The sequence below is a fragment of the Virgibacillus necropolis genome, from assembly GCF_044793635.1.
GTDB classification, from domain to species: domain Bacteria; phylum Bacillota; class Bacilli; order Bacillales; family Amphibacillaceae; genus Virgibacillus_F; species Virgibacillus_F necropolis_A.
Window position 1 is genome coordinate 324,609 of sequence record NZ_CP084992.1, and the last position, 23,461, is coordinate 348,069.

Here is a 23,461-nt window from a genome sequence, read left to right on the forward strand (position 1 = left end):
GCTAAACTGATGGTATTAGATAACTATTCGTACAAGCTAAGATTTGCCAACTATCATTCAGTCTGGAAAAAAGCACCACAGAATAAAGCTTTACTTTATGAGCGGCGTCTACCGATATAAGTAGCAATTCCATTCAACGATTGTTTTCCCCGATTGTCTGGAAGCATATCTAAGGTGTGCAGTGCTTTTTGTAAATACATGTCACTTAACTGATAGGAACGTTCTATTGCATCTGTTTGTTTCAGTAAACGGATTAATTGATGCATTTGTTCGTCGGCTACCGGTTCAGACCCCTTAAACGTATTTCTTACTAATGTATTAAAGGATGGATATTCCATAGCATAAAGCACTGGTAACGTAATATTTCCTTGTAACAAATCATTTCCAGCAGGTTTTCCCAATTCTTTCTCAGAAGAAGTGAAATCAAGTATGTCATCAATTATTTGATAGGACATACCGATATAATACCCATACTTGAATAATCGATTAGCATCCTTTTCATTAACTCCAGCAACAATTGCACCAAGTTTACAGCTTGTAGCTATCAAAAGTGCCGTTTTCCTTCTGATTCTCCGTAAGTATGTGCGTATAGATTGGTCCCATACATGTTTATCTTTAATTTGTTCTATTTCACCAATGCAAACTTCCACTATCGTTTTTGCTAAAGTCTGATGTGCCTGCTTTTCTTTTAAGGTAGTAATGATTTCTAATGAACGGGCAAGTAAATAATCACCTGTATACATGGCAACTCGATTATCATATTGTTCCTTTATTGTCGGTTCGCCTCTACGTATTTCTGCATCATCAATAACGTCATCGTGAACAAGTGAAGCCATATGAATTAATTCTATGGAAGTAGCAACAATATTCATCCGTTCAATATCATAATTACCAAATTGTCCCCCTAAAAGGACAAAAACCGGTCGAATTCTTTTCCCGCCAGCTTTAAGCAGATGGGTCGATGCTTCTCTTAAAACGGGATGATCAGCTTGTATTATTTCATCTACAGCTTTCTCTATGTAATCTAGATCTTTTTTTAAATAATTATACGTTTTTGCTATTTTCATGCCATTCACCTTTTAACATTCGCGGACTTTTATTCATTATTTTTTTCTTTAAATCCCATATGCATAGCTGCCACACCGCCTGTATAACTTTTCACTCGAACATGAGAAAAACCTGCTTGGAAGAACATTTTTTGAAGTTCTTTTTTGTCAGGGAAGTCCTTAGCAGATTCATGTAACCATGCGTATTCTTTATAGCTATTTGCAATTAATCTTCCAAATAAGGGCATTACAAATCGAAAATACAGATAGTAGAGCTGTCTAAACCCAATCAATGTAGGTTGTGATGTTTCTAAACAAACTACTTTTCCACCCGGCTTTACAACACGGTACATTTCTTTTAATACAGTCATGTAATCAGGAACGTTCCGTAATCCGAAACCAATGGTAACATAATCAAATGAATTATCCTCAAATGGCAGTTCCATTGCGTTACCTTGAATAAATTCAAGTTGTTGTAAATCTAGATCAGCTTGTTTCTCCTTTGCTACAGATAACATATTATGACTAAAATCAAGTCCATATACCTTACCATCTGTACCTGACTCGTTCGCAATTGCAATGGCCCAGTCTCCTGTTCCGCAGCATATATCCAGTGCTTTGGATTTTTTAGCCACCTGCATGCGAGTCATAACATCTTTTCGCCAAGCTATATGTCGTTGAAATGATATGATAGAATTCATAGAATCGTAATTCGAATAAATTTTCTCAAATACATGATGTACACGTTCTTCTTTTGATTGCTGTCGCATTGTTCACCCTTCTTTTGCGATTGAAGTGTTATTTTCAAGCATGTCCCCTAAAATTCTTGTTACATCATTTTTTAATGTCACATACTGAATTGGAATCCGAGTAATATATTCTTCAATAGACTTGATTTTTCCTTCAATGATTTGATCCAATTTATCACGTAAATCCCGCTCATTGCCACTGAATATCAATAGGTTCTCAAATACCGGTGAACTTTCATTACTTATAAACAAATGCTTCTCACGTAATAGGATATTTAAAATAATAATGTTCTCAATAAGTGCTGGATCTGTTATTACTTGAACTTGATTAAGCATACGCGAGATTAGTAATGACTCAATTTTCATCAATAAATCAATTGCTTCTTCAACCGAATTTAGCTGATTATAAAAAAAGCTCATTTTATATTCATTTATTTCCCTAATCGCAGCTGCAAGAATATGTATAACTTCAAAGTCTTCTGTATCGGAAAGCAGCGAATAAAACAAACCACTGTAGTAATCACCAGCCAAGACCTTAAGTTGACGCTTCCGTTGCTCTGAACTGCTTTCATTTTTATTATTTTTAATTGGGACTATTTCATGTGTGTCTAAGGCCATCTGTACAAATATAGTAGATAATATATATTGCTCTATCTTTGGCTGTGGCAAATTAGATTGCTTCATGATGGTATATAAAAGTGCTAATTTAATATCATCGATTGCAGGCTTTTGAATAGTTTTATCTACATAAACGTGTTGTATTTTTTCTTCAATCAATGATCGGAGCTTATTAATCTCCACACTAGAAGTTGGCAACATAATCACCTAAACCTTTTCATACATACTTTATTCACATTTGATATTATAGCACACTTTACATGACCAATCATAGCAAACACAATGTATTCCAGTCAGCTTATTCGTCATTACTAATTTCACCATGACTTGTTTGTATGATTGCTTTACCCCTTACTTTAACTGCAGAGGTATGTTCTGTAAACTGTGCAATCATGACCTCGTTACGATCAAGCTTTTCAGAATGATGAAATCGGGTGTCAGAACCACGAGTTAAACCAATTACATTCACACCATCTTCCAATGCTTTAATAACAAAAAAATCATTCTTATCTACTGCGTTACCCATAAGAACCCTCCTCATTTTATGTCTTTATACTATCACTTAATTCAGTTAGTGTGTTAACGATTAAAAGATAAATTAAAAAAAGGATGCGAATGTACGCACCCTTTTTACCCTATGTAAAAGTAGAAATATTACTTAACACTTTCTTTTAGGGCTTTACCTGGTTTGAAAGCAGGTACTTTACTTGCAGGAATTTCGATCTCTTCTCCAGTTTGTGGATTACGACCTTTACGAGCTGAACGCTCACGTACTTCAAAATTCCCAAATCCGATTAATTGAACTTTCTCACCACTTTTAAGTGAATCCATGACAGATTCAAAAACTGCGTCTACAGCTTTGGTAGCATCTTTCTTAGAAAGTTCGCTTTTTTCAGCAACCGCATTTACTAAGTCTGTTTTATTCATGACATTCACCTCCTCCCAAAAATGTTTCATTCGACATTGGATAAAATAATGTTTATCTCATTATTTGACCAATTTGCCAACAATTATACTTTGTGCCAACATTTTCTGTCTGACAAGGCTTATATTAACCGAGATTGCCTTAAAATTCAACAATAAGTACGCAATTTCTCGATATTTATTTGCTATTTAGCCCATATTTACCATTAAATACGAAAAAAAATTCCATTTAATGTAAATTTGCTCAAGCCGTTGTTAAACCTTGATCAACGCGCTTTTCAATAACAAAATTTTTTGCCTATAAGATATATACGACACAAACTACTCTTTTCCTGCTGTTCATAGTGATTTTTTTTTAATTACTAGGTTTTTTTAGGGTGATCATATACCACGATGTGTTAGATTCAGTGTTTTTAAAAACAAAAAAAATAGCAGCCAAATTGCGCTGCTACAGGATTATTGCTATAAGACCACCAGAACCCTCGTTTATGATCCGTTCTAATGTATCTTTTAATTTATATCGTGCATTTTCAGGCATCAATGCAATTTTTGCTTGTATCCCTTCTCTTACGATGGAACTAAGTGACCTTCCAAAAATATCCGACTCCCATATTGATAATGGATCTTCTTCAAAGTCCTGCATCAAGTATCTTACTAGTTCTTCACTTTGCTTCTCAGTTCCGATAATAGGAGCAAATTCAGATTCTACCTCAACCTTTATCATATGAATCGATGGAGCGACAGCCTTTAGTCTGACACCAAACCTGGACCCTTGCCGGATTATTTCTGGTTCATCAAGTTCCATATCTTCAAGTGTTGGGGCTGCTATACCGTAACCAGTTTGTTTCACCATTTTCAAAGCACCTGATACATGATCATATTCTCGTTTTGCGTGAGCAAAATCTTGCATTAATTCCAACAAATGATCTTTACCTCTAATCTCTTCCCCTACAATTTCTTTTAAAATTTGATCATACAAATATTCTGGAGCATGTAAATCAATTTCAGCAACACCATCTCCAAGTTCCATACCAGCTAAATTAGCTTTCTCGATATATTCATATCCATCAAAATTCCCAACAATATGATCTACATCTCGCAGTCGTTTAATACTTTTAACAGTATCTTGGATGGCTTCTTGATAATTCGCTCGCAGCCAGTGGTCCTCATTTAGCACCATTACCCAGCTTGGAAGATTTACATTTACCTCTAAAACTGGAAACTCGTATAATGCTTCACGTAGAACATTGTTTACATCATGCTCTGTCATTGTCTCGATGTTCATTGCTAACACTGGAATATCATGCTTGTCAATTAGATCTTGTCGTAAGAGTTCCGTTTCTTGACTAGTTGGTCTAAGTGAATTTACAACCATTATAAATGGTTTTCCAACTTCTTTTAACTCCTCTACTACCTGGGATTCAGCATCCACAAAGTCATTGCGTGCTATTTCACCAAATGTACCATCTGTTGTAACAACTACACCTATAGTAGAGTGTTCTTGTATCACCTTTCTCGTTCCGATCTCTGCAGCATCATGAAATGGTATTGGATCCTCATACCATGGAGTGTGGATCATTCTAGGGCCATCTTCATCCTCGTATCCTTTTGCGCTATTAACTGCATACCCTACACAGTCCACAAGCCTAACATTAACGTCTAGACCTTCATCCACTTCAATACTTACAGCTTGATTCGGGATAAATTTAGGCTCTGTGGTCATAATTGTCTTGCCGGCAGCACTCTGTGGCAGTTCATCCTGCGCTCTTGAACGGTCATTTTCTTCTTGGATACTCGGTAATACAACCAATTCCATAAATTTCTTTATGAAAGTTGATTTACCTGTCCTAACCGCTCCCACAACACCTAAATAAATATCTCCGTTTGTCCGTTTCGAAATATCTTTAAAGATATCAATTTTTTCCAAACGATCCCCTCCCAATTTCCTTAACCAATTAATCATGAACAACATACGTATAATTGACATTACAAGTCTATGATGTTGTCCTATCAAATTATGACTTAAATCATTAAAAAGTTATTATGTATGTTGTAATGTAAAAAAGCGTAAGTGCCCGTTTATTACCGTATGACCTGTGCCGACGCATCGTGGGTAGTTCGATGTAGACTTATCGTAAAGAGGTGCCATGTTTATTGCGCCGAGTTTACGAGAAGCAGGAAGGTCACTAGGCAATGGGCACTGAAGCTGGACGCAGCTGGTTGTGCCCGTCAGTTATTCACAGTGTTAAAGTTTATAACCTAACCTAATGTACAAAAAATTGACTCACGTAAAATAAAAATAACCCCTTTTAGCAATCTATGCTTCAAGGGGTTAATTATGAACATTTTATTCTTTTGGACTCATATAAACTGGTTCTCCATTTTTTACTGTGTATGGATAGGAATACACTGGTAGAAATGGCGTATTCTCCGCTAAAATATAGCGAATATCATCACCCGTTTTATATTGATGATCGTATTTTTTTAGCGCCTCATATAAATCAGCTCGATAATCTACATACAAATTTCCGTCTGTATCCATTATGATGGGCAGGTTTTTTTGTGAATAAGGACTAACAACGTATGGTTCATGTTCAAAGCCAAGCTTTTTATAATCTATCTTATATAAATTATTTGTAATAGGCTGACCAAATGGTGGATATAGATACTCATTCCTGTATATTTGTAATTTAACTCCCACTTCTCGAAGTGCATCTGATACTCTCAAATCAATCAACTTCACACGCGGGTTTTGTTCCGGTGTAAGTAATGCATATTGATAAATCCCACCATTTTCATAGGCTGTTCCTGGTATTTCGGCCAATATACCTTTTTGCTTCAGTGCACTGAAATCAATTAAGTATTTACGAAATATGGGTGTATCCTTTTCTGCCGTTTTAATCGGAACTAATCCTTGTGTTTTCTCGCTATATGTATCTACTGCTGATTGAACTGTTTTCAATTGAAGCTTATTTGGTACTTGATTTTTAGATAATTCACTTTCGGGATATAAACAACCGCTAAGTAAAAAAATCATGAACACAGCACCAATGGCACGTACATATGTATTATTCATGTTTAAATCCTCCTACACACTATTTACCCGGTTGGTCCACTTAAAACAATATAAAATATAATGATACTACCTAATATCAAGCTAATGTATGCGATTGTTGCTACAATACCAGAAAGCCATCCTTTTAATTTATATCTACTAAGTAAAATTAGGCCAATTGCTATAATTAAAAGACCCATACCAACAAAAGATATATACATTTTCAGCATGGAAGTCGACATATCGTTTCCTCCTACTATTACGGTTATTGATTGCCAATCGTATTATAACATACGGAAGTGGTGTTCAATAGTAAATTGGTCACGCATTTGTGACTAAAATTAAACAAATAAAAACCGAGATGAAGAGGGCTGGCCCCATCTCAGTTTGACTAAATAATATCCTCAGCAACTTTATCCATGAATGCTTGTGCGATTTATTTTATGCGAGCAAGCGATTTTTTGTATCATCACTTGCCTATAAAATCTACTTTTTAAAAAGTTTATTTAACGATTGCATATCCATCGGCATATTGTTTTTAGTTATAGATTGTACAATTTTATCCTCTTTTTCTTTAGATATTGGTTTATTTGCCATTCGTGCAAGCTGCCTAACAAGATTCCTTACTGTTTTTTCATCAGAAAAATTGGCATGCTTCACCGAATCAGCAACTTTATAAATATCATCCTGCTTGATATTAGATTTCTTTTGTATATTATTAAAAAGATTATCCTTAAAATTACTCACACGCTTTCCTCCTTGCAATGTTTAGTCAAAATAGTATATGCAAGGGAAATGACTCATGTGCTACTTAAGAATACTTCTTGCTTAGTAAAACAGCTAAATCATCCATTTCTTCTCGTTTTGATCGGTTCATCAGTTGGTCAACTACTGTTTTAGGCTTCTCACCTTCAAATAAGATCCTATAGATCCCATTTGTAATCGGCATCTCGATTTGTTGTTTTTTAGCAAATTGGTGAGCCGCATTAGTTGTTCTTACTCCTTCTACTACCATCCCCATTTGATCTAAAACTTCATCCAGTTTTCTTCCTTTTCCTAATAAATTACCAGCACGCCAATTTCGGCTATGAACGCTTGTACAAGTAACAATCAGGTCACCAACACCTGGTAAACCTAAGAATGTAAGCGGATTCGCCCCAAGAGAAGTGCCTAATCTGGCAATTTCTGCTAATCCTCGCGTTATTAATGCAGCTTTAGCATTATCACCATATCCTAGACCATCAGAAATACCAGCTCCAAGGGCAATAATATTCTTAAGTGCCCCACCTAATTCAACACCTAAAATATCTGGACTTGTATATACGCGAAATGCCTCATTGATAAATAAATCCTGAATTATTTCTGCCTTATTTTCATTCAAAGATGAAACAGTAACTGTAGTTGGTTGACGTTTTCCAACCTCCTCGGCATGACTAGGACCTGATAAAACAACAATGTCATCATAAGCATAGTTCGTCATTTCTTCACTCATCATTTCAGAAACCCTTTTTAATGACTCTGGTTCAACTCCCTTTGATGCGTGAACGATTGCTATATCTTGTGAAATATATTTATTTAGCTTAGCACATACATCACGGATAGCTTTCGAAGGTACAACAACTACAACTGCTGAAACACCTTCAACAGCCTTGGCTAAATCGTCATAAGCTTTAATTTGCTTTGGAATCATTATTTCAAGATATTTTTCATTTTTATGCGTGGAATTAATAATATCTGCTTGTTCCGTACGATGTGTCCATAAACGAACATCATGACCGTTATCAGCTAGTACGATACTTAACGCAGTACCCCAGCTTCCAGCTCCTAATACAGCTACTTTACTCAAAATTAGTCTCTCCTTTACTGTCTTCTTCTTGCAAAGATTTTAATCGGTGTTCCAACAAATCCAAATGCTTCTCTAATTTTATTTTCTAAGAATCGTTTATAAGAAAAATGCATTAATTCTGGGTCATTTACAAAAATTACAAAGCTTGGTGGTTTCACGGCAACCTGAGTACCATATAAAACCTTTAAACGCTTTCCTTTTAGTGTCGGTGTTGGATTCATTGCTATTGCATCCATAATTACATCGTTTAATACGTTAGTCGCTACTCGTTTTGAATGGTTTTCACTTGCCACTTTAATTGCAGGTATTAACGTGTGTATCCGTTTTTTAGTTTTGGCCGACAAGAAAACAATAGGTGCGTAATCCAAGAATAAGAAATGAGCGCGGACCTTTTCTTCAAACTCCCGCATTGCTTTTTCATCTGAAGCAACGGTATCCCATTTATTAACCACGATAATTATTGAACGACCAGCTTCATGCGCGTAGCCAGCAATCTTTTTATCCTGCTCGCGAATCCCGGTTTCTGCATCAATTAATACTAGAACAACATCAGAACGCTCAATTGCCTTTAAGGCACGTAATACACTATATTTTTCTGTTGTCTCATACACTTTTCCGCGCTTTCTCATCCCCGCTGTGTCAATGATAACAAAATCCTGATCGTCTTTATGCAAATGAGTATCAATTGCATCACGTGTGGTACCTTCGATTTCACTTACAATAACACGGTCTTCATTTAGTAATGCATTAACTAATGATGATTTACCTACATTTGGGCGACCTATTAGACTGAAATAAACTGTGTCTTCATCTACAACATCTGTCTCTAGCTCTGGAAAGTTTCTAACCACTTCATCTAATAAATCACCTAATCCGAGCCCATGAGCCCCCGATATTGGGTATGGTTCTCCAAATCCAAGTGAATAAAATTCATAGATTCTTTCCCGCATTTCTGGATTATCAATTTTGTTTATACCGAGTACAATCGGTTTGTTCGATTTATACAAAAGTTTTGCCACTTCTTCATCTGCAGCTGTTATTCCTTCCCTACCATTAACTAAGAAAATAATAACATCAGCCTCATCAATAGCCACTTCTGCTTGATAACGCATTTGAACTAATAAAGGCTCATCACCAATTTCAATACCGCCTGTATCAATTACATTAAAGGTTGATGTTAACCAATCCCCTTCTGCATAAATACGGTCTCTTGTTACACCTGGAATATCTTCAACGATTGATATACGCTCTCCAACTAATCTATTAAAAATGGTTGATTTACCAACGTTAGGTCTTCCTACAATTGCTACTACAGATTTCCTCATGAAAGGAACATCCTTTCTCTTTTACCAAAATTTTAAATCGTACTTTGTTATAACTTTTATATATTCTAGCAAAAGAACCTGATATAAACAATTGTTTTCATGTCGACTCAACTGTTTATCCAACATTATTCTTCTGTTAATATATGAAAAGATTTTTTATATACATGAAGGATAGATCTGATTTTTACCCTCAAGGTATTCGCAACTTCTATCCCTACGAATAAGAAAACAATAATCATCACACTATCAAAAAATACATACCCACCAATGGGTTCCCTTATCGCATAACTAGATAAAATAAAACTATACATTGTTTCCCCACTACTAATTCCTAACAAAGCAATGGAAACCCTGCTATAGAAACCTTTAGAAATAAGTACAATAATAAAAACAATTATCAAAGGAGAAATAAATATTTTAGAAACCATCATCCAAATTGGAAAATAATTTTCCCATAACATAATCGCCATATATAATATCATGATCGTTAATGATGAAAACAAGTGATAAATTAAACGCCTGCTGTTTGCAAGCATGACTAAAGAACCAATGGCCAAAAATAAGTAGGATATTGCAAATTTATAATCCAAAATGGTTATATAAATGGATGAACCATTTATAATAAGAAGTATCCAGAACGCAAATAACGTCCTTCCCTTCCCTTTTTTCATCACAAATGTAACATAAATCCACAATAACCAACTGAACCAATAAAATAGTAAACCACTTGTCATGTTCATCACCTATCTCTAAGTATGACAAATTACTGACAAATTTAAACGAAAAACAGCACTAAAAAAACGTAACCCCATCTTTGAAAGGGGTTACGTTCCATCAACTTTCAATTAATTTTTATATTTATCGAGCTTGTCCCCAATCATATCACCTAATTGGAAACTTGATTGTTCATCATCTTTTTCATATTTCTTATATTCGGCAGCAGCCTGTTCTTGTTCAATTTCTTTAATACTTAATGACATTCGTTGTTCTTTTTCATTAATGTCAAGTACCTTAACTTCTATTTTTTGACCTATTTCTAATACCTCTTGTGGAGTACCAATATGGCGATTAGCTATTTGTGAAATATGAACCAAACCTTCTACACCCGGCTGGACTTCGATAAATGCACCAAAATTAACAAGTCGCCTAACTGTTCCCTCCAAAATATCGCCACGGGACACTTTCTTTTCAATATCCGTCCATGGACCTGCCAACGTTTTCTTATGAGATAAGGAAATTCGTTCATTATCACGGTCTACGGATAGAACAACTACTTTTATTTCTTGTCCTTCTGAAACAACATCTGAAGCTTTCTCAACATGTTGATGAGATAGTTGTGATATGTGAACCAATCCATCTATGCCACCAATGTCTACAAAAACCCCAAAATTTGTCATTCGTTGAACAGTACCTTCTAGTACTTGTCCCTCTTCCAATGACTGTAAAATTTCTTGTTTTTGTGAAGCTGATTCTTCTTCTGTAACTGCGCGATGGGATAATATTACACGATTCTGCTCTCGGTCTAAGTCGACAATCTTCACACTTAACGTCTTATTTAGATAATCCGAAAAATCTTCTACATAATATGTTTCAACTAGTGAAGCAGGAATAAATCCTCTGAGTCCGACATCAACAACCAGCCCACCTTTTACTACTTCTTTTATTTCGGTATCAAATAGTACATCATTCTTATACTTTTCTTCAAGTTCTACCCATGCCTTATCTGAATCTACTGCTTTTTTTGAAAGTACAATTTCATCATCATCCATTTTTTTCACCATTAATGTAAGCTGATCTCCCACATTAACGATATCACCGGAAACCTCAATATGAAGGTTGGATAATTCACCGATTGGAACAATCCCCTCAGTTTTATAGCCAATATCAACAAGAACTTGTTTATCTTCAACTTTTACAACAGTTCCTGTGACTGTATCACCAACATTTACTTTCATCATTTCATTTCCTGATTCACTCATCCTAAAAAGCCTCCTTATAATACATAAAACAACATATGTAAAACATTCTTTTTTATAACTTCTAATATTTACAATTATTTGTCAAGTAAAGCAGTCTATTCCGTATGATTTTTTATTAGGTTTTCAACTTCTGACATTATTGCAACGGCAGTATCATTTGCTGAAATTTTATTTTCTCGATAATACGCCATATCAACTGGCTTCCCATAGATAACAGTCAGTCTTCTAAACGGTTTATACGGACCGATAATCGCACATGGAACAATTGTTGCTTGTGAACGTAATGCGAAAAACCCAGCACCAGCCAGGGGCTTACCTATCTTACCTGTTTTACTTCTAGTACCCTCTGGGAAAAGTCCTAATACATTTCCATTTTTTAAAATCTCTAATCCCTTTCGTAATGCATTTCGATCACTCAATCCTCGTTTCACAGGAAAGGCCTGTATTCCAGGTAGCAATGTTTTAAGAACTGGCTTTTCGAATAGTTCACCTTTCGCCATAAAATAAATATCCCGAGGTGAGGTGATTCCAACTACTGGGGGATCAAAATTAGAGATATGGTTTGAACATATAATAACCGGTCCATTTTCAGGGACATTTTCTTTCCCAATAACCCGTATTCGGTATAAAGGAAAAAATACTATAGCTACGACTGTTCTCGCAAATATATAAAGACTCATATTCTATCCCCTTCACCTTCCCAACACTTTTAACGCTTCACCTAATATTTGATCAGCTACATCATCAATGGATAAAGAAGTTGTGTCAATTTCAATTGCATCATCTGCTTTAATTAATGGTGCAGATTCCCGTTTAGTGTCTATTAAATCACGTTGTTCAATTTCTTTTTTTAATTCTTCAATGTTAGAGGCAAATCCTTTTTCGATATTTTCATCATGACGACGCTTTGCTCGCTCTTCGACTGTCGCATGCAAAAAGATCTTGACCTCTGCATCTGGTATTACATGAGTCCCTATATCTCTTCCATCCATCACTACTCCACGTCTTTCAGTTAAAGCCTGTTGGCGCTTTACCATATCCCTACGTACACTTGCATGCTTTGCAACATGAGATACATTATTTGTAACTTCCAGTGTTCGAATTTCAAATGATACATCACGTTCATCTAAATAAACCTTTTGTCCCTCATTTGATTGTTTAAGTTCGATTGTTGTCGAGTTAAGTAACGTAGCTAAATCAGCTTCATTTTCTAATGATACATGTTGCTTTAGTGCCTTTAATGTTAAAGCTCTATACATTGCACCAGTATCAATATAAATATATGAAAGCTTATTTGCGACTAATTTAGCCACTGTACTTTTTCCTGCAGCTGCAGGCCCATCAATTGCTATTGCTATTTTACTTTCCGTCATTAATTCCATTCATTCCTCTCATCAATTAAAACAAGATTAAGTCCTATTCTATTTTACTAAAAAAACTTGGCAAATGCCAAGTTAGAAAAAGTGAATTACCTATAACTAAATATAACATACACGAGAATTATGTGGTTTATCTTTTTCAATTAATTACTTGAGTTCCTTTGTTCGTAGTTCTCGTTGTTTTTCAAAACAATAACGGATTATAACTTGTTGATCTTGCTTAGAAATAGTCGCAAACTTAATAGAGGCTGTATGTATATTACCTTTATCTGTAATCACCCGTACTACCGTTGATTGTGTATATATATAGTTATATTGACCATTTTGCATTTGCAATACAATCCATACATCCAAGTTATCATTTTCATTTAATGTATGATCCACAGGTAGAATAATCGACATCCCTCCACCACTTATATCTGAAGTAACTGTCGCAAAAGACTCTGAAACGGGCTTAGCACGATGGATTGAAACATCAACAGCAGTTTCAATGCGTACAAATGAACGACGTTGAATTCGTTTGATGTCTGTTTCCCTTGGAATGCTTATTGCTAATGCAGGAATATTCACATTTACTTTCGCAATAACTTTTGTGTTAAACGAATATACCGATTGGTTACTTTCAATGTATGATGTTTGAATATATGTATTTTTTGGTAATATCGCTGTTCTTTTTGTTTTTACATTTACAGGATAATCTATAAACAAATAGTGTTCATTTTTCTCGATAACTTTACAGCGGTATTTCGTATCTATACCCGTTTGTGGGTCAGTCACAGAAAGTGTAAGTGACGTTCCGATATCCATAAAATCCCCTCACTATCCCATCAAATAGTCCATACTATATATATACCTATTATTACAGAAAACTCAAAAAAGGGAAAGAAAATTCTTTCCCTATAACACTAAATCTAAATTAACTTCGGTGCCATTTAACTTTTCTATCTTCTCTTCGGTACCATCCATCGCATTGATGAATATTCGAAATGTCTCATTATTTAAGACTCCCAAAAATTCATAAGTTAATACTTCCTCACCAATGTCATTATCAATGACAGCTAAGTGTTGTTCCTGTATTTTTACACTAGGATTCACTTGTTTTTTTGCTTCTTTTTCGGAAATACCTGGAGACGGGATATCACGTTTTTTATGATTCATGAAATAGTTTCTGGCATTAAATCCTAGAATGTCACCATTATCTAAAGCAACTTTTACTTCTATTGCATCAGAGTATACTCGCACTCCGTTATCTTTATACAGAAATGCATATACACCGATATTACTATACTCATCGCTTTGAAAAATAACCATATTCTCAAAACCTTGTTTCTTTAAATAAGCAGATGCATTTTCAAGACCTTTGTTTAAACTGATATTATTCTGTGTGATAGGTCTATTAACTAAAAGCGATATGGGATGTCCACCTTGTACCGACATATCCATATAAGCATTCTTGTCTTTTCCACGATAAGAAATACTGTACATTGGAATATCGGCGCCCTTACCTGTTTTGGTTACGTTAACAGTTGCATCATTATTAATATCAAACAGGTTTTTACTTTTCTTTGCTGCTTCGTTTTTACTAATTTTGGATCCAGATAAGAATTGATACGAATGCTCCTCAGATGAGGTACCAATAAGCGTAGAATCTACATTACTTTCGGTAAATCCCTCCACCTTTTTTTCAACAGTTTCAAAACCATCAATAATCGTGTTATCTGATTGTTCATCTGAAGAGGCTAGAGCTAGTTGTACATCCATCCATCGCAAATTATTTTCTAACACTAAATGCTGAACTTTACGTAATTCTTTTTTTATTTCACCTGATTGTGCGTATAACTCCTCTAACCTTTTTGTTTCCTCTTTTGACAACGGCTTTGAGTCTAAATCTCTTACAGCCGTCTTATAAGTAAAATCTCCAATTTCGGAAAGAAACTCTTCCGTTTTGTTAAACGAAATTAAAGCAAGTGGTAATTGACCTACATCAGACAATGCCTGCGATGTTATCCTCCAAATCTCAACAAATTGTGGTGACAATCTATTTGATGAATTCATCGCCAGAGAGGTTCCGATCTTGTTATGAAGTAAATCCATATGATAGGTTAATTCATGAAATGCTCGTTGATAGTTATTTTCTGCTTGAATCAAGACTGCATTTTTTTCTTGATGCTCTTGAAAACCCCAAACTCCAACCCCTACTACACCTATTGTAAGAATGGTTATCAAAATCCATCGAACCAATGTGATCACACCTTTCTATTTACAAAATATATGTTTTCCTATTTTTTTAATTTGTGGCCTTGACCAAATCCAATCTGAGGTTGCAGTAACCGGATTAAAATAATATATTGCATTTCCGGATGGATCCCATCCATTAATAGCGTCAATTACTGCTTGTTTAGCAGTTTCATTAGGTGTTAGCCATATTTGACCATCAGCAACGGCAGTAAACGCTCTTGGCTCGAAAATCACACCTGATACTGTATTAGGAAATGATGGACTTTCCACCCGGTTCAAAATTACAGAAGCCACTGCGACCTGTCCGACATAAGGTTCCCCTCGTGATTCTCCATAAACCGCATTTGCCATTAACTGAATATCGTTTTGCGAAAAACCCTCAGGTACATTAATTGCAGTTGGAGCAGATGCATTATTTGTTTTTTTAGAACCTTGTTTATTTGCTGGTTGTTTATTTGCTGATTGTTTCTTGTTAGCAGCATTACCGTAATCATATTCCGTTGTTTCTACTAATTTTTGTCTAGTTTTCAAACCGGCCAATCCATCAACTTTAAGTCCGAATTCATACTGAAAGTTTCGTAATGCCCAATAAGTTCCCCATCCAAATACTCCATCAATTTCACCATTATAGAAGCCTATATGTTTTAACCTAGACTGCAACTCGATAACATTGTCACCCACTGCTCCATGTTGAATCACCTGATCGGTGAATGCAGACACCGAATGATCTGGATTAGTCGATTGCGCTACAAATGTCATACAATATATAATCATAATTACGAGCCCTATTTTTCGCAGCATTAATTTTCCTCCTGACAACTTATGAACTTCATAACTCTATTTTTCGAATATGTAGCCTTTTTATGCATTAAATCTTAGAAAAACTCAGAGATAGTTACTGACTGTTGGTGAAAGCCTTTGTTATTCAAGTACAAAAGCGAAACTTTAAATAAAAGAACATTAAAAAAATCCTTCGTTTTAGTAAACAAAGGATTTTGTTATATATTTTTATTTGGCAGTGTTGCATTTAATTTCGACGCATTTGCTACTTTTACCCTTCTGAGAGCGATAATCCACAAAATAATCATAAATGGAATCAATAAAATTAGCCAGTCACTTGTAACTTTAATCAATATATAATTATAGATACCATGTAGTAGAAATGGAATAGTTAGAGCAAATGTTAGATTCATTTTTTTATGTGAAGGCTCCATCTTAGCTCGACCAAAATAAAAACCCATAATAACACCAAACAAGGCGTGAGATGAAACAGGAAACAACGCTCTAGAAAAAGCGTATTCAATACCATTCGATAATAAGTATAAGGAATTTTCTACAGTTGCAAATCCTAAACTTATTGCAACCGCATATACAATTCCATCATAATGTGCGTCAAATGCTGTATGATGATATATCGTATAAATGAAAATAAACCATTTAAAGAACTCTTCCATAAATGCAATCACAAAAAAAGATTGAACAAAATCACCATTGCCAATCCCTTCAGTCTGCAATGCATATTGCATAAACATAATTGGAAATACTAATATTGCACCATATATAAAATTACGTATTATTAAATGTAATGGTTCTGTAAAACGATCCTTCAAATAAAAAAAAGACATTAAAGCAAAAGCGGGTGCAACACCAGCTGATAATATGGCAAGCATAGTCTAACCTCATTCCAAATAAGTTAGTTTAATACTAACATTAACTTGTTATGTTGAAAATACAAAGTGAACCACTGGGAGCGCGGAAAGAAACAACTTAGTGGTAAGACGGATCATATATCCGTTCTATATTAGGATATTCACTGGCTAGCCCAACCATGAGTTTAATCCTTGCTTTTTTACTATCGTAATCTCTCCCTAAAATTACACCATTTTTATATAGATCATATGCACTACCTGAATAATCATATGTGGTGTATACTTCGCCTTCTTCTGCCGATGTCGTTATAACAACTTTAATTCCCTTTTCCACACACCGTTTTATTTCATCAACCATTTTAGGTGATACTTGACCCCTTCCAACTCCTTCAATAATTAAACCCTTGATATCCGATTCCCTTGCAGTTCGAATATATTTATCATCCGAATCCATGTAACATTTAATAATATCTACTTCCGGTAATCCTTTTTTTATTTGAAAATATTCATTCGTAATTGGTTTTTGATGTACATGGACATATCCATTATCAATAATACCTATATAACCAAAGCCAAATGAATTAAAGCCTTGTATGTTAGATGCATGTTCTTTTTTAACATATTTGGAATGAAAAATTCGTTCATTAAACACAACTACTACGCCAACATCGTATAAGTCCGGACTGCAAGCAGTAAGAATAGAATGTTTTATATTCACAAATGAATCTGTACCTATTTCATTCGGAGACCGTTGTGAACCAGTAACTACAATAGGTTTCGAATGATTCGTAACCAAGTTAAGGAAGTATGAGGTTTCTTCTAAGGTATCCGTTCCGTGCGTAATAACTACACCATCGATTTCCGGTTTATTTAAATGAAAATCAATCCTTTGTTTTAAAAGCAATAAATCGGGATATGTTATGTGCATACTTGCTTTCTGGAATACAGATTCAACTTCAATATCTATGCCTATATCACTTGGAACATCGCATAGTTCCAATAATTCATTTCCGTCAATAACACCCGATTCAAGTAAACCTGAATCGATATTTTTTTTGCTTGCAATTGTTCCACCAGTTGTTAAAACCACTACTTTTTTCACGTAAAATCCACCCTCTTTACTATACAAATGTATTCAATGTCTATTTATAATTGCATCTGCTATTAATTTACCATGGTGTCTGCCATTCTCTATAAAAATTTTATTATTATTGTAACCAGCCGCTATTACTCCTGCTACAAAAACTCCTGGTATATTTGTTTCAAGGGTATTTTCATTAAATTGCGGCCTTCCACTTAGTCCATCAAATTCTATTCCTATCTGTCTTAAAAAATCATGATCTGGTTTATATCCAGTCATAGCAAACACAAAATCATTGGCAATGGATTTCTTTACACCTTTTACTTCATAAAAAACTTGTGTATCCGTTATCTCTGACACTTCTGCATTAAATTCCATCTTGATTTTATCCTTACGTACTAGTGCGTCAAATTCAGGTAGAATCCAAGGTTTTACGCTTTTGGAATATGTTTCTCCTCGATATAGAACCGTAACATTTGCTCCTGCTTTATGGAGCTCCAATGTTGCATCAACAGCTGAATTTTTTCCACCAATCACTACAACATTTTTCATAAAATACGGATGTGCCTCATTGAAATAATGCATAACCTTATCAAGATTTTCCCCTGGAACCTCCATAAGATTTGGTTGATCGTAATATCCCGTAGCTATAATTACATTCTGAGCCTGATAATTCTGTTGCACACCTGTAGATGATTCCGTGTGTACATAAAAAACATTGTCCATTTTTTTAACATTAATCACTTTTTCAAATGGATTGACCCGTAATTTTTTACGTTCAGCTACTGATCTATAATAGGCTAAAGCTTGATTTCGCACCGGCTTTTGCCTTTCCGTAATAAACGCAACATCTCCTATTTCAAGCTTTTCACTTGAACTAAAGAACATTTGATGTGTCGGAAAATTATATATGGTATTTACGATATTTTCTTTTTCAATAATTAATGGTTTTATGTTTTGATCTTGTAATTCAATAGCACATGACATGCCACACGGACCACCGCCCACGATAATGGTATGTTCCTTTTGCACTGTAATACACTTCCTTTACTCTATAAGTACACATGAAAAAAACTCCTATCTAACTATACATGATAAGAGTTTTTTCGTCATTAAATTCGGTTTCTTATAGTCCAGTTCCATCCCCCTAGAAGCTGCCGGCATAAGCAATGAACACTACGAACTAAATTTACCCCGTTCTTCGGTTCCTTGCCTATGCGTACGCTTCTGAACAGTCGCTTACACTTTCTGCTTAAACCCAACCGCGGAAGCGAGAAGCTTCAGCCGTTTTTCTTACACCAATCATATAAGCAGCTAAACGCATATCAACACGCCTTGTTTCGGCTGTATTATAAATTGCATTAAATGACTTAACCATGATTTTGTTAAGTTTTTCTTCAATTTCTTCTTCTTCCCAATAATAACCTTGATTATTTTGCACCCATTCAAAATAAGATACCGTTACACCACCAGCTGATGCAAGCACATCAGGAACTAGCAAAATACCACGATCAGAAAGAATTTTTGTACCTTCCAGTGTAGTAGGTCCATTTGCCGCTTCTACTACAATACTCGCTTTAATCTTATGTGCATTTTCATCTGTAATTTGGTTCTCTACCGCAGCAGGAACTAAAATATCACAGTCTAATTCAAGTAACTCTTCATTTGAAATTGTGTTGTCAAACAATTTAGTAACTGTACCAAAACTATCACGTCGATCTAATAGATAGTCAATATCAAGTCCTTCTGGATCATGAAGCCCGCCATAAGCATCGGAAATTCCAACAACTTTTGCGCCAGCGTCATGCAAGAATTTCGATAGGAAGCTACCAGCATTCCCAAATCCTTGAACAACTACCCGTGCACCTTTCATATCGATTCCTTTTTTCTTAGCTGCTTCATTAATTACAATTGTAACACCTTTTGCAGTTGCAGATTCCCTACCATGTGAACCACCTAAAACAATTGGCTTTCCTGTAATAAACCCTGGACTATTAAATTCATCAATTCGACTATATTCATCCATCATCCATGCCATGATTTGTGAGTTGGTGAAAACGTCTGGTGCAGGAATATCTTTGTTCGGTCCAACTATTTGACTAATCGCCCGAACATATCCACGACTAAGACCTTCTAACTCACGGAATGACATCTCACGTGGATCACACACGATACCGCCTTTCCCTCCGCCATATGGAAGATCAACAATACCAGCTTTTAAAGTCATCCAAATAGATAATGCTTTTACCTCTGTTTCGGTTACATCTGGATGAAACCTGACACCACCTTTTGTTGGTCCAACGGCATCACTGTGCTGGGCACGATAACCAGTAAAAATTTTCATTGATCCATCATCCATACGGACAGGGATTCTGACAGTCATCATTCGTATAGGTTCTTTTAATAGTTCAAATACCTCATCAGGATAACCTAATTTTTCCAATGCGGTCTTTACAACAGTCCTTGTTGAAGTTAATACATTGTTTTTGTTATTTTGTTCTTTAGTAGAATCTGCTGCTTTATCGGCTACCATGAATTTACCTCCTAGTAAATCTACTCATTATAATATATATAGCTGTACTCAGAGATTAGTATACACTTTCATCATAAATATGCAATAAAAGTAAGCTTTTTTCTGCAATTAATTTATAGAATTGAAAACGATGCCATTTTTTTCGTATTAAATCGTGCTGCAAAGTGGTTTAGAATACTTCCATATTAATAAAATTTATCAATTATTTGGTCAACTGCATCATTTTTCATTATTACCTTTCCATATTCATTTAATCTTGCCGACGTCACGATACTAGGTGAAGAAAACTCAGACAAAATTGCAATGACATTTTCCTTGTAAGACATATTTAATTCATCATCCTGTAATAAAAAGTAATATCGTTCGTTCATATAATATACCTTTCCACCAGTAATCGAAACATTAGCAAGATAAGTTGCAACTTGAATTAAGTCCTCAAATTCCTGAAAAGAAAATATTAATTCATTACTTTCATCTAATGTAACTTTCATTTCAATAAAATCCTCATCCCAATTGGTGTGTTCTATTTTCTGTGTTACATATACATGCATCCCTTGTGCTTGCATTAAATGTACATGTACAAGGAGCATTCCCTCTAACTCAATGCCAAGTTCACTGCTAGCTTCATACATCATTTCGCTAAATAAATTTCCCGCATTTTTAACATCATTCCACAGCTCATGTGTTGTGAATCCTCGTTCAATTAAATCATCAAAGGTTAAAAATATGGTGAATTGATCATTTGATACACGTTCAATACGCATTGTAGAAACCCCCTTCACACACTAGTATGCTCTGCACTTTTAAAATCATATTTAGCTATTACTAATACTATATGCAACGAAAGTGTATATTGCACATACTCTTTACGCTTTTTGTTTAAATGTTATAACATGGCATTCAGATTTTGTTCCTAAACGAAACGGTAGTCTAGTGTAACCATAACCTTCACTAACTAAAATAGAAGTTTTTCCTTCTTTTTTAAAACTTCCACTTTCGTATAAACCAAATCCAAATATCCGTATTTGCCCACCGTGAGTATGACCTGCTAAAACTAGGTGAGTATCCTCTTGTTCACTTTCAGGCATATCATAAAATGCACTTGGAGCATGTGTGACCAATATCGTATATTTATCTTCAACGTCTTTCATGGCTAGGTCAAATCGTGCCTCTTTATATCTACAGCAGTCAAGCCCAACCAAATTAAAGCTTTCACCATTACCCGCGACAATACTTTTCGTTTCATTCGCTAATATAATTACGTTTTCCTTTATTAGTAACTGATATAATGCTTCAGGGTCTTCTTCATAGTCGTTATTGCCCCATATAAAATAGATTGGTTTGTTCCACTTCTTTAACATTTCCAAATTCGTTCTTACTCTTTCAAGTGGTACACCTTTTTCCTTCAAATCCCCACCAATTATAATGAGATCAATGTGTTGGTAAATCTTATTTAACGTAGTTTGTTTTAACCCTCTACGGTGTATATCCGATATGAAAAAAATCCGAAAAAGATCAAACCCAGATGGAATTTCCTCATCCATAACAGTTTGATAATCTATTGTATCATGATGGGCCAAATATACCATATATATAATCACAATTAATAAACAAATTCCCAAAATCAAAAGATATATCATATATCACTTATCCTTTCGTTTCCATTGATTTAATAACATCATTATTTGTTAGGGTTGCAGAATAGGACAAATTATCGGTTCATACACATGAATAGATATGAATAACACAACGAAAGGAGATTCGTATGTTTACACAATTTAAATATTGGGAGCCATACATTAGTCCATATGATCCGTGCCCACCGATTAGAGTAAAAAGCTATTCTACTCCCCCACAATTATATATTACCTTTCAACCACCAGGATTATCACAATTTGATCCTGAATCTGCATTATTTCATGGTACATTATGGCCAGATTTGTCTAGTCCATGGCCAGATCCGAATCCAGTAAAGAGAGGTGACTCCGATGGATAAAACAATGCCTCCAGAATATTATCAGTTACTTGAAGAAATTCAAGAAGTCGATTTTGTATTAGTAGAATTAAACCTGTATCTAGATACGCATAATGATGATTTTGATGCAATCGAACAATTTAATTTAAACGTTAAGAAAAGTAAGCAATTAAAGAATGCCTTTGAACAAAAATTTGGACCACTTATGAACTTTGGAAGAAGCTATTCCAATTATCCATGGGACTGGGATAACACGCCATGGCCATGGCAGGTTTAATTATTTCGGATAGCAATTTCCATAGAACAGGAGGGGATTTTCTGTGTGGTATTATGAAAAAAAATTACAGTACCCTGTAAAAGTAAGTGAATGTAACCCTCGTTTAGCTAAATATTTAATGGAACAATATGGTGGTGCTGATGGAGAGTTATCCGCTGCATTACGTTACTTGAACCAACGGTATACTATTCCAGATAAAGTTGTTGGATTATTAAACGATATTGGAACGGAAGAATTTGCACATCTTGAGATGATTGCTACCATGATTTATAAACTCATGAAAGATGCTACTACAGAACAGATTGAAGAAGCGGGACTTGCAGCACATTATGCTAATCACGAGAAAGCACTTTATTATCAAAATGCAGGAGGCGCTCCTTGGACAGCATCATACATTGCGGCAAAAGGTGACCCAATTGCTGATTTATATGAAGATGTGGCGGCTGAGGAGAAGGCTAGAGCAACTTACCAATGGATCATTAATTTAAGCGATGATCCAGACCTAAACGACAGCCTCAGTTATTTACGAGAACGAGAAGTTATTCATTCAATGCGTTTCAGAGAGGCAATAGAAATACTGAAAGAGGAACGTGATCGCAAAAAAATATTTTAGTTAAAAGCTGTATTCCCAAAGGTTGTTGCTTTTTAAGAGAACAGATATAAACTGCGTCATAGCGTACCGCTCCGGAAACATGGTGTCTGGAAGTATGCTATATAGCTCCTTTCACTATTATGGCAGTTGATTGGAGCGGAGGACCGTTGACTCCTGCGGGAACAGCACGAGTCC

At 35.1% G+C, this 23,461-nt stretch carries 27 protein-coding genes; 3 read left to right on the top strand and 24 right to left on the bottom strand.

Annotated elements, in window-relative coordinates; genetic code table 11:
• Positions 1 to 95 precede the first annotated feature (95 nt).
• From hepT to LG329_RS01755, 24 genes are all read right to left on the bottom strand, one after another.
• Positions 96 to 1,067 carry a heptaprenyl diphosphate synthase component II gene (gene hepT / locus LG329_RS01640; protein ID WP_404452849.1) on the bottom strand — a complete coding sequence of 324 codons (972 nt, stop codon included), beginning with the start codon at positions 1,065 to 1,067 and terminating at the stop codon, positions 96 to 98.
• Positions 1,068 to 1,096: 29 nt separating this feature from the next.
• Positions 1,097 to 1,816, bottom strand: a complete 720-nt coding sequence (locus LG329_RS01645; RefSeq protein WP_404452850.1) for a demethylmenaquinone methyltransferase — start codon at positions 1,814 to 1,816, stop codon at positions 1,097 to 1,099.
• 3 nt (positions 1,817 to 1,819) lie between these two features.
• Positions 1,820 to 2,611: a heptaprenyl diphosphate synthase component 1 gene (locus tag LG329_RS01650; protein WP_404452851.1), complete on the bottom strand. Its 792-nt coding sequence runs from the start codon at positions 2,609 to 2,611 to the stop codon at positions 1,820 to 1,822.
• 100 nt (positions 2,612 to 2,711) lie between these two features.
• Entirely contained in the window at positions 2,712 to 2,939 is a 228-nt protein-coding gene (mtrB, locus tag LG329_RS01655) for a trp RNA-binding attenuation protein MtrB (RefSeq protein WP_404452852.1), read from the bottom strand.
• 128 nt (positions 2,940 to 3,067) lie between these two features.
• The gene (locus LG329_RS01660; protein ID WP_404452853.1) at positions 3,068 to 3,340 is read right to left on the bottom strand and encodes an HU family DNA-binding protein; all 273 of its coding nucleotides are present in this window, start codon (positions 3,338 to 3,340) and stop codon (positions 3,068 to 3,070) included.
• Between the two features lie 445 nt (positions 3,341 to 3,785).
• Positions 3,786 to 5,264: a stage IV sporulation protein A gene (gene spoIVA, locus LG329_RS01665; RefSeq protein ID WP_404452854.1), complete on the bottom strand. Its 1,479-nt coding sequence runs from the start codon at positions 5,262 to 5,264 to the stop codon at positions 3,786 to 3,788.
• A 420-nt stretch (positions 5,265 to 5,684) separates the two neighbouring features.
• On the bottom strand, positions 5,685 to 6,413 hold the full coding sequence (locus tag LG329_RS01670) for a hypothetical protein (RefSeq protein ID WP_404452855.1): 729 nt from the start codon (positions 6,411 to 6,413) through the stop codon (positions 5,685 to 5,687).
• 23 nt (positions 6,414 to 6,436) lie between these two features.
• Positions 6,437 to 6,634 (bottom strand): DUF2768 domain-containing protein, encoded by a 198-nt coding sequence (locus LG329_RS01675; RefSeq protein WP_404452856.1) that lies wholly within the window; start codon positions 6,632 to 6,634, stop codon positions 6,437 to 6,439.
• Between the two features lie 244 nt (positions 6,635 to 6,878).
• Positions 6,879 to 7,139, bottom strand: coding sequence for a stage VI sporulation protein F (locus tag LG329_RS01680; RefSeq protein WP_404452857.1), 261 nt, complete (start codon positions 7,137 to 7,139; stop codon positions 6,879 to 6,881).
• A gap of 64 nt (positions 7,140 to 7,203) precedes the next feature.
• A complete protein-coding gene (locus LG329_RS01685; protein WP_404452858.1) occupies positions 7,204 to 8,238 on the bottom strand; it encodes an NAD(P)H-dependent glycerol-3-phosphate dehydrogenase in 1,035 nt (344 codons plus the stop codon).
• A 14-nt stretch (positions 8,239 to 8,252) separates the two neighbouring features.
• Positions 8,253 to 9,563, bottom strand: a complete 1,311-nt coding sequence (gene der, locus LG329_RS01690) for a ribosome biogenesis GTPase Der (protein ID WP_404452859.1) — start codon at positions 9,561 to 9,563, stop codon at positions 8,253 to 8,255.
• Positions 9,564 to 9,688: 125 nt separating this feature from the next.
• Entirely contained in the window at positions 9,689 to 10,297 is a 609-nt protein-coding gene (locus tag LG329_RS01695) for a hypothetical protein (RefSeq protein WP_404452860.1), read from the bottom strand.
• 111 nt (positions 10,298 to 10,408) lie between these two features.
• The gene (gene rpsA, locus LG329_RS01700) at positions 10,409 to 11,542 is read right to left on the bottom strand and encodes a 30S ribosomal protein S1 (RefSeq protein ID WP_404452861.1); all 1,134 of its coding nucleotides are present in this window, start codon (positions 11,540 to 11,542) and stop codon (positions 10,409 to 10,411) included.
• Positions 11,543 to 11,637: 95 nt separating this feature from the next.
• Entirely contained in the window at positions 11,638 to 12,222 is a 585-nt protein-coding gene (locus LG329_RS01705; protein ID WP_404452862.1) for a lysophospholipid acyltransferase family protein, read from the bottom strand.
• A gap of 12 nt (positions 12,223 to 12,234) precedes the next feature.
• Positions 12,235 to 12,915, bottom strand: a complete 681-nt coding sequence (cmk, locus tag LG329_RS01710; RefSeq protein ID WP_404456356.1) for a (d)CMP kinase — start codon at positions 12,913 to 12,915, stop codon at positions 12,235 to 12,237.
• Between the two features lie 153 nt (positions 12,916 to 13,068).
• The gene (locus tag LG329_RS01715; RefSeq protein ID WP_404452863.1) at positions 13,069 to 13,728 is read right to left on the bottom strand and encodes a flagellar brake protein; all 660 of its coding nucleotides are present in this window, start codon (positions 13,726 to 13,728) and stop codon (positions 13,069 to 13,071) included.
• Positions 13,729 to 13,818: 90 nt separating this feature from the next.
• A complete protein-coding gene (gene ypeB / locus LG329_RS01720; RefSeq protein ID WP_404452864.1) occupies positions 13,819 to 15,162 on the bottom strand; it encodes a germination protein YpeB in 1,344 nt (447 codons plus the stop codon).
• 15 nt (positions 15,163 to 15,177) lie between these two features.
• Positions 15,178 to 15,933: a spore cortex-lytic enzyme gene (sleB, locus tag LG329_RS01725; protein WP_404456359.1), complete on the bottom strand. Its 756-nt coding sequence runs from the start codon at positions 15,931 to 15,933 to the stop codon at positions 15,178 to 15,180.
• A 224-nt stretch (positions 15,934 to 16,157) separates the two neighbouring features.
• Positions 16,158 to 16,829 (bottom strand): glutamic-type intramembrane protease PrsW, encoded by a 672-nt coding sequence (gene prsW, locus LG329_RS01730; protein WP_404452865.1) that lies wholly within the window; start codon positions 16,827 to 16,829, stop codon positions 16,158 to 16,160.
• 97 nt (positions 16,830 to 16,926) lie between these two features.
• On the bottom strand, positions 16,927 to 17,910 hold the full coding sequence (locus LG329_RS01735; protein ID WP_404452866.1) for an asparaginase: 984 nt from the start codon (positions 17,908 to 17,910) through the stop codon (positions 16,927 to 16,929).
• Between the two features lie 33 nt (positions 17,911 to 17,943).
• Entirely contained in the window at positions 17,944 to 18,921 is a 978-nt protein-coding gene (locus LG329_RS01740) for a YpdA family putative bacillithiol disulfide reductase (protein WP_404452867.1), read from the bottom strand.
• A gap of 220 nt (positions 18,922 to 19,141) precedes the next feature.
• On the bottom strand, positions 19,142 to 20,422 hold the full coding sequence (locus LG329_RS01745) for a Glu/Leu/Phe/Val dehydrogenase (protein WP_404452868.1): 1,281 nt from the start codon (positions 20,420 to 20,422) through the stop codon (positions 19,142 to 19,144).
• 185 nt (positions 20,423 to 20,607) lie between these two features.
• Entirely contained in the window at positions 20,608 to 21,186 is a 579-nt protein-coding gene (locus tag LG329_RS01750; RefSeq protein WP_404452869.1) for a genetic competence negative regulator, read from the bottom strand.
• A gap of 102 nt (positions 21,187 to 21,288) precedes the next feature.
• A complete protein-coding gene (locus LG329_RS01755) occupies positions 21,289 to 22,062 on the bottom strand; it encodes a metallophosphoesterase (protein WP_404452871.1) in 774 nt (257 codons plus the stop codon).
• Between the two features lie 125 nt (positions 22,063 to 22,187).
• On the opposite strand from LG329_RS01755, the gene LG329_RS01760 reads away from it, so the two are divergent.
• The 3 genes from LG329_RS01760 to LG329_RS01770 are packed head-to-tail and all read left to right on the top strand — an operon-like array spanning position 22,188 to position 23,287.
• The gene (locus LG329_RS01760; RefSeq protein ID WP_404452872.1) at positions 22,188 to 22,418 is read left to right on the top strand and encodes a spore coat associated protein CotJA; all 231 of its coding nucleotides are present in this window, start codon (positions 22,188 to 22,190) and stop codon (positions 22,416 to 22,418) included.
• Positions 22,411 to 22,674 (top strand): spore coat protein CotJB, encoded by a 264-nt coding sequence (locus LG329_RS01765; protein WP_404452873.1) that lies wholly within the window; start codon positions 22,411 to 22,413, stop codon positions 22,672 to 22,674. The genes LG329_RS01760 and LG329_RS01765 overlap by 8 nt, the downstream gene beginning before the upstream one ends.
• A 43-nt stretch (positions 22,675 to 22,717) precedes the next feature.
• Positions 22,718 to 23,287, top strand: a complete 570-nt coding sequence (locus LG329_RS01770) for a manganese catalase family protein (RefSeq protein WP_404452874.1) — start codon at positions 22,718 to 22,720, stop codon at positions 23,285 to 23,287.
• Positions 23,288 to 23,461: the final 174 nt, after the last annotated feature.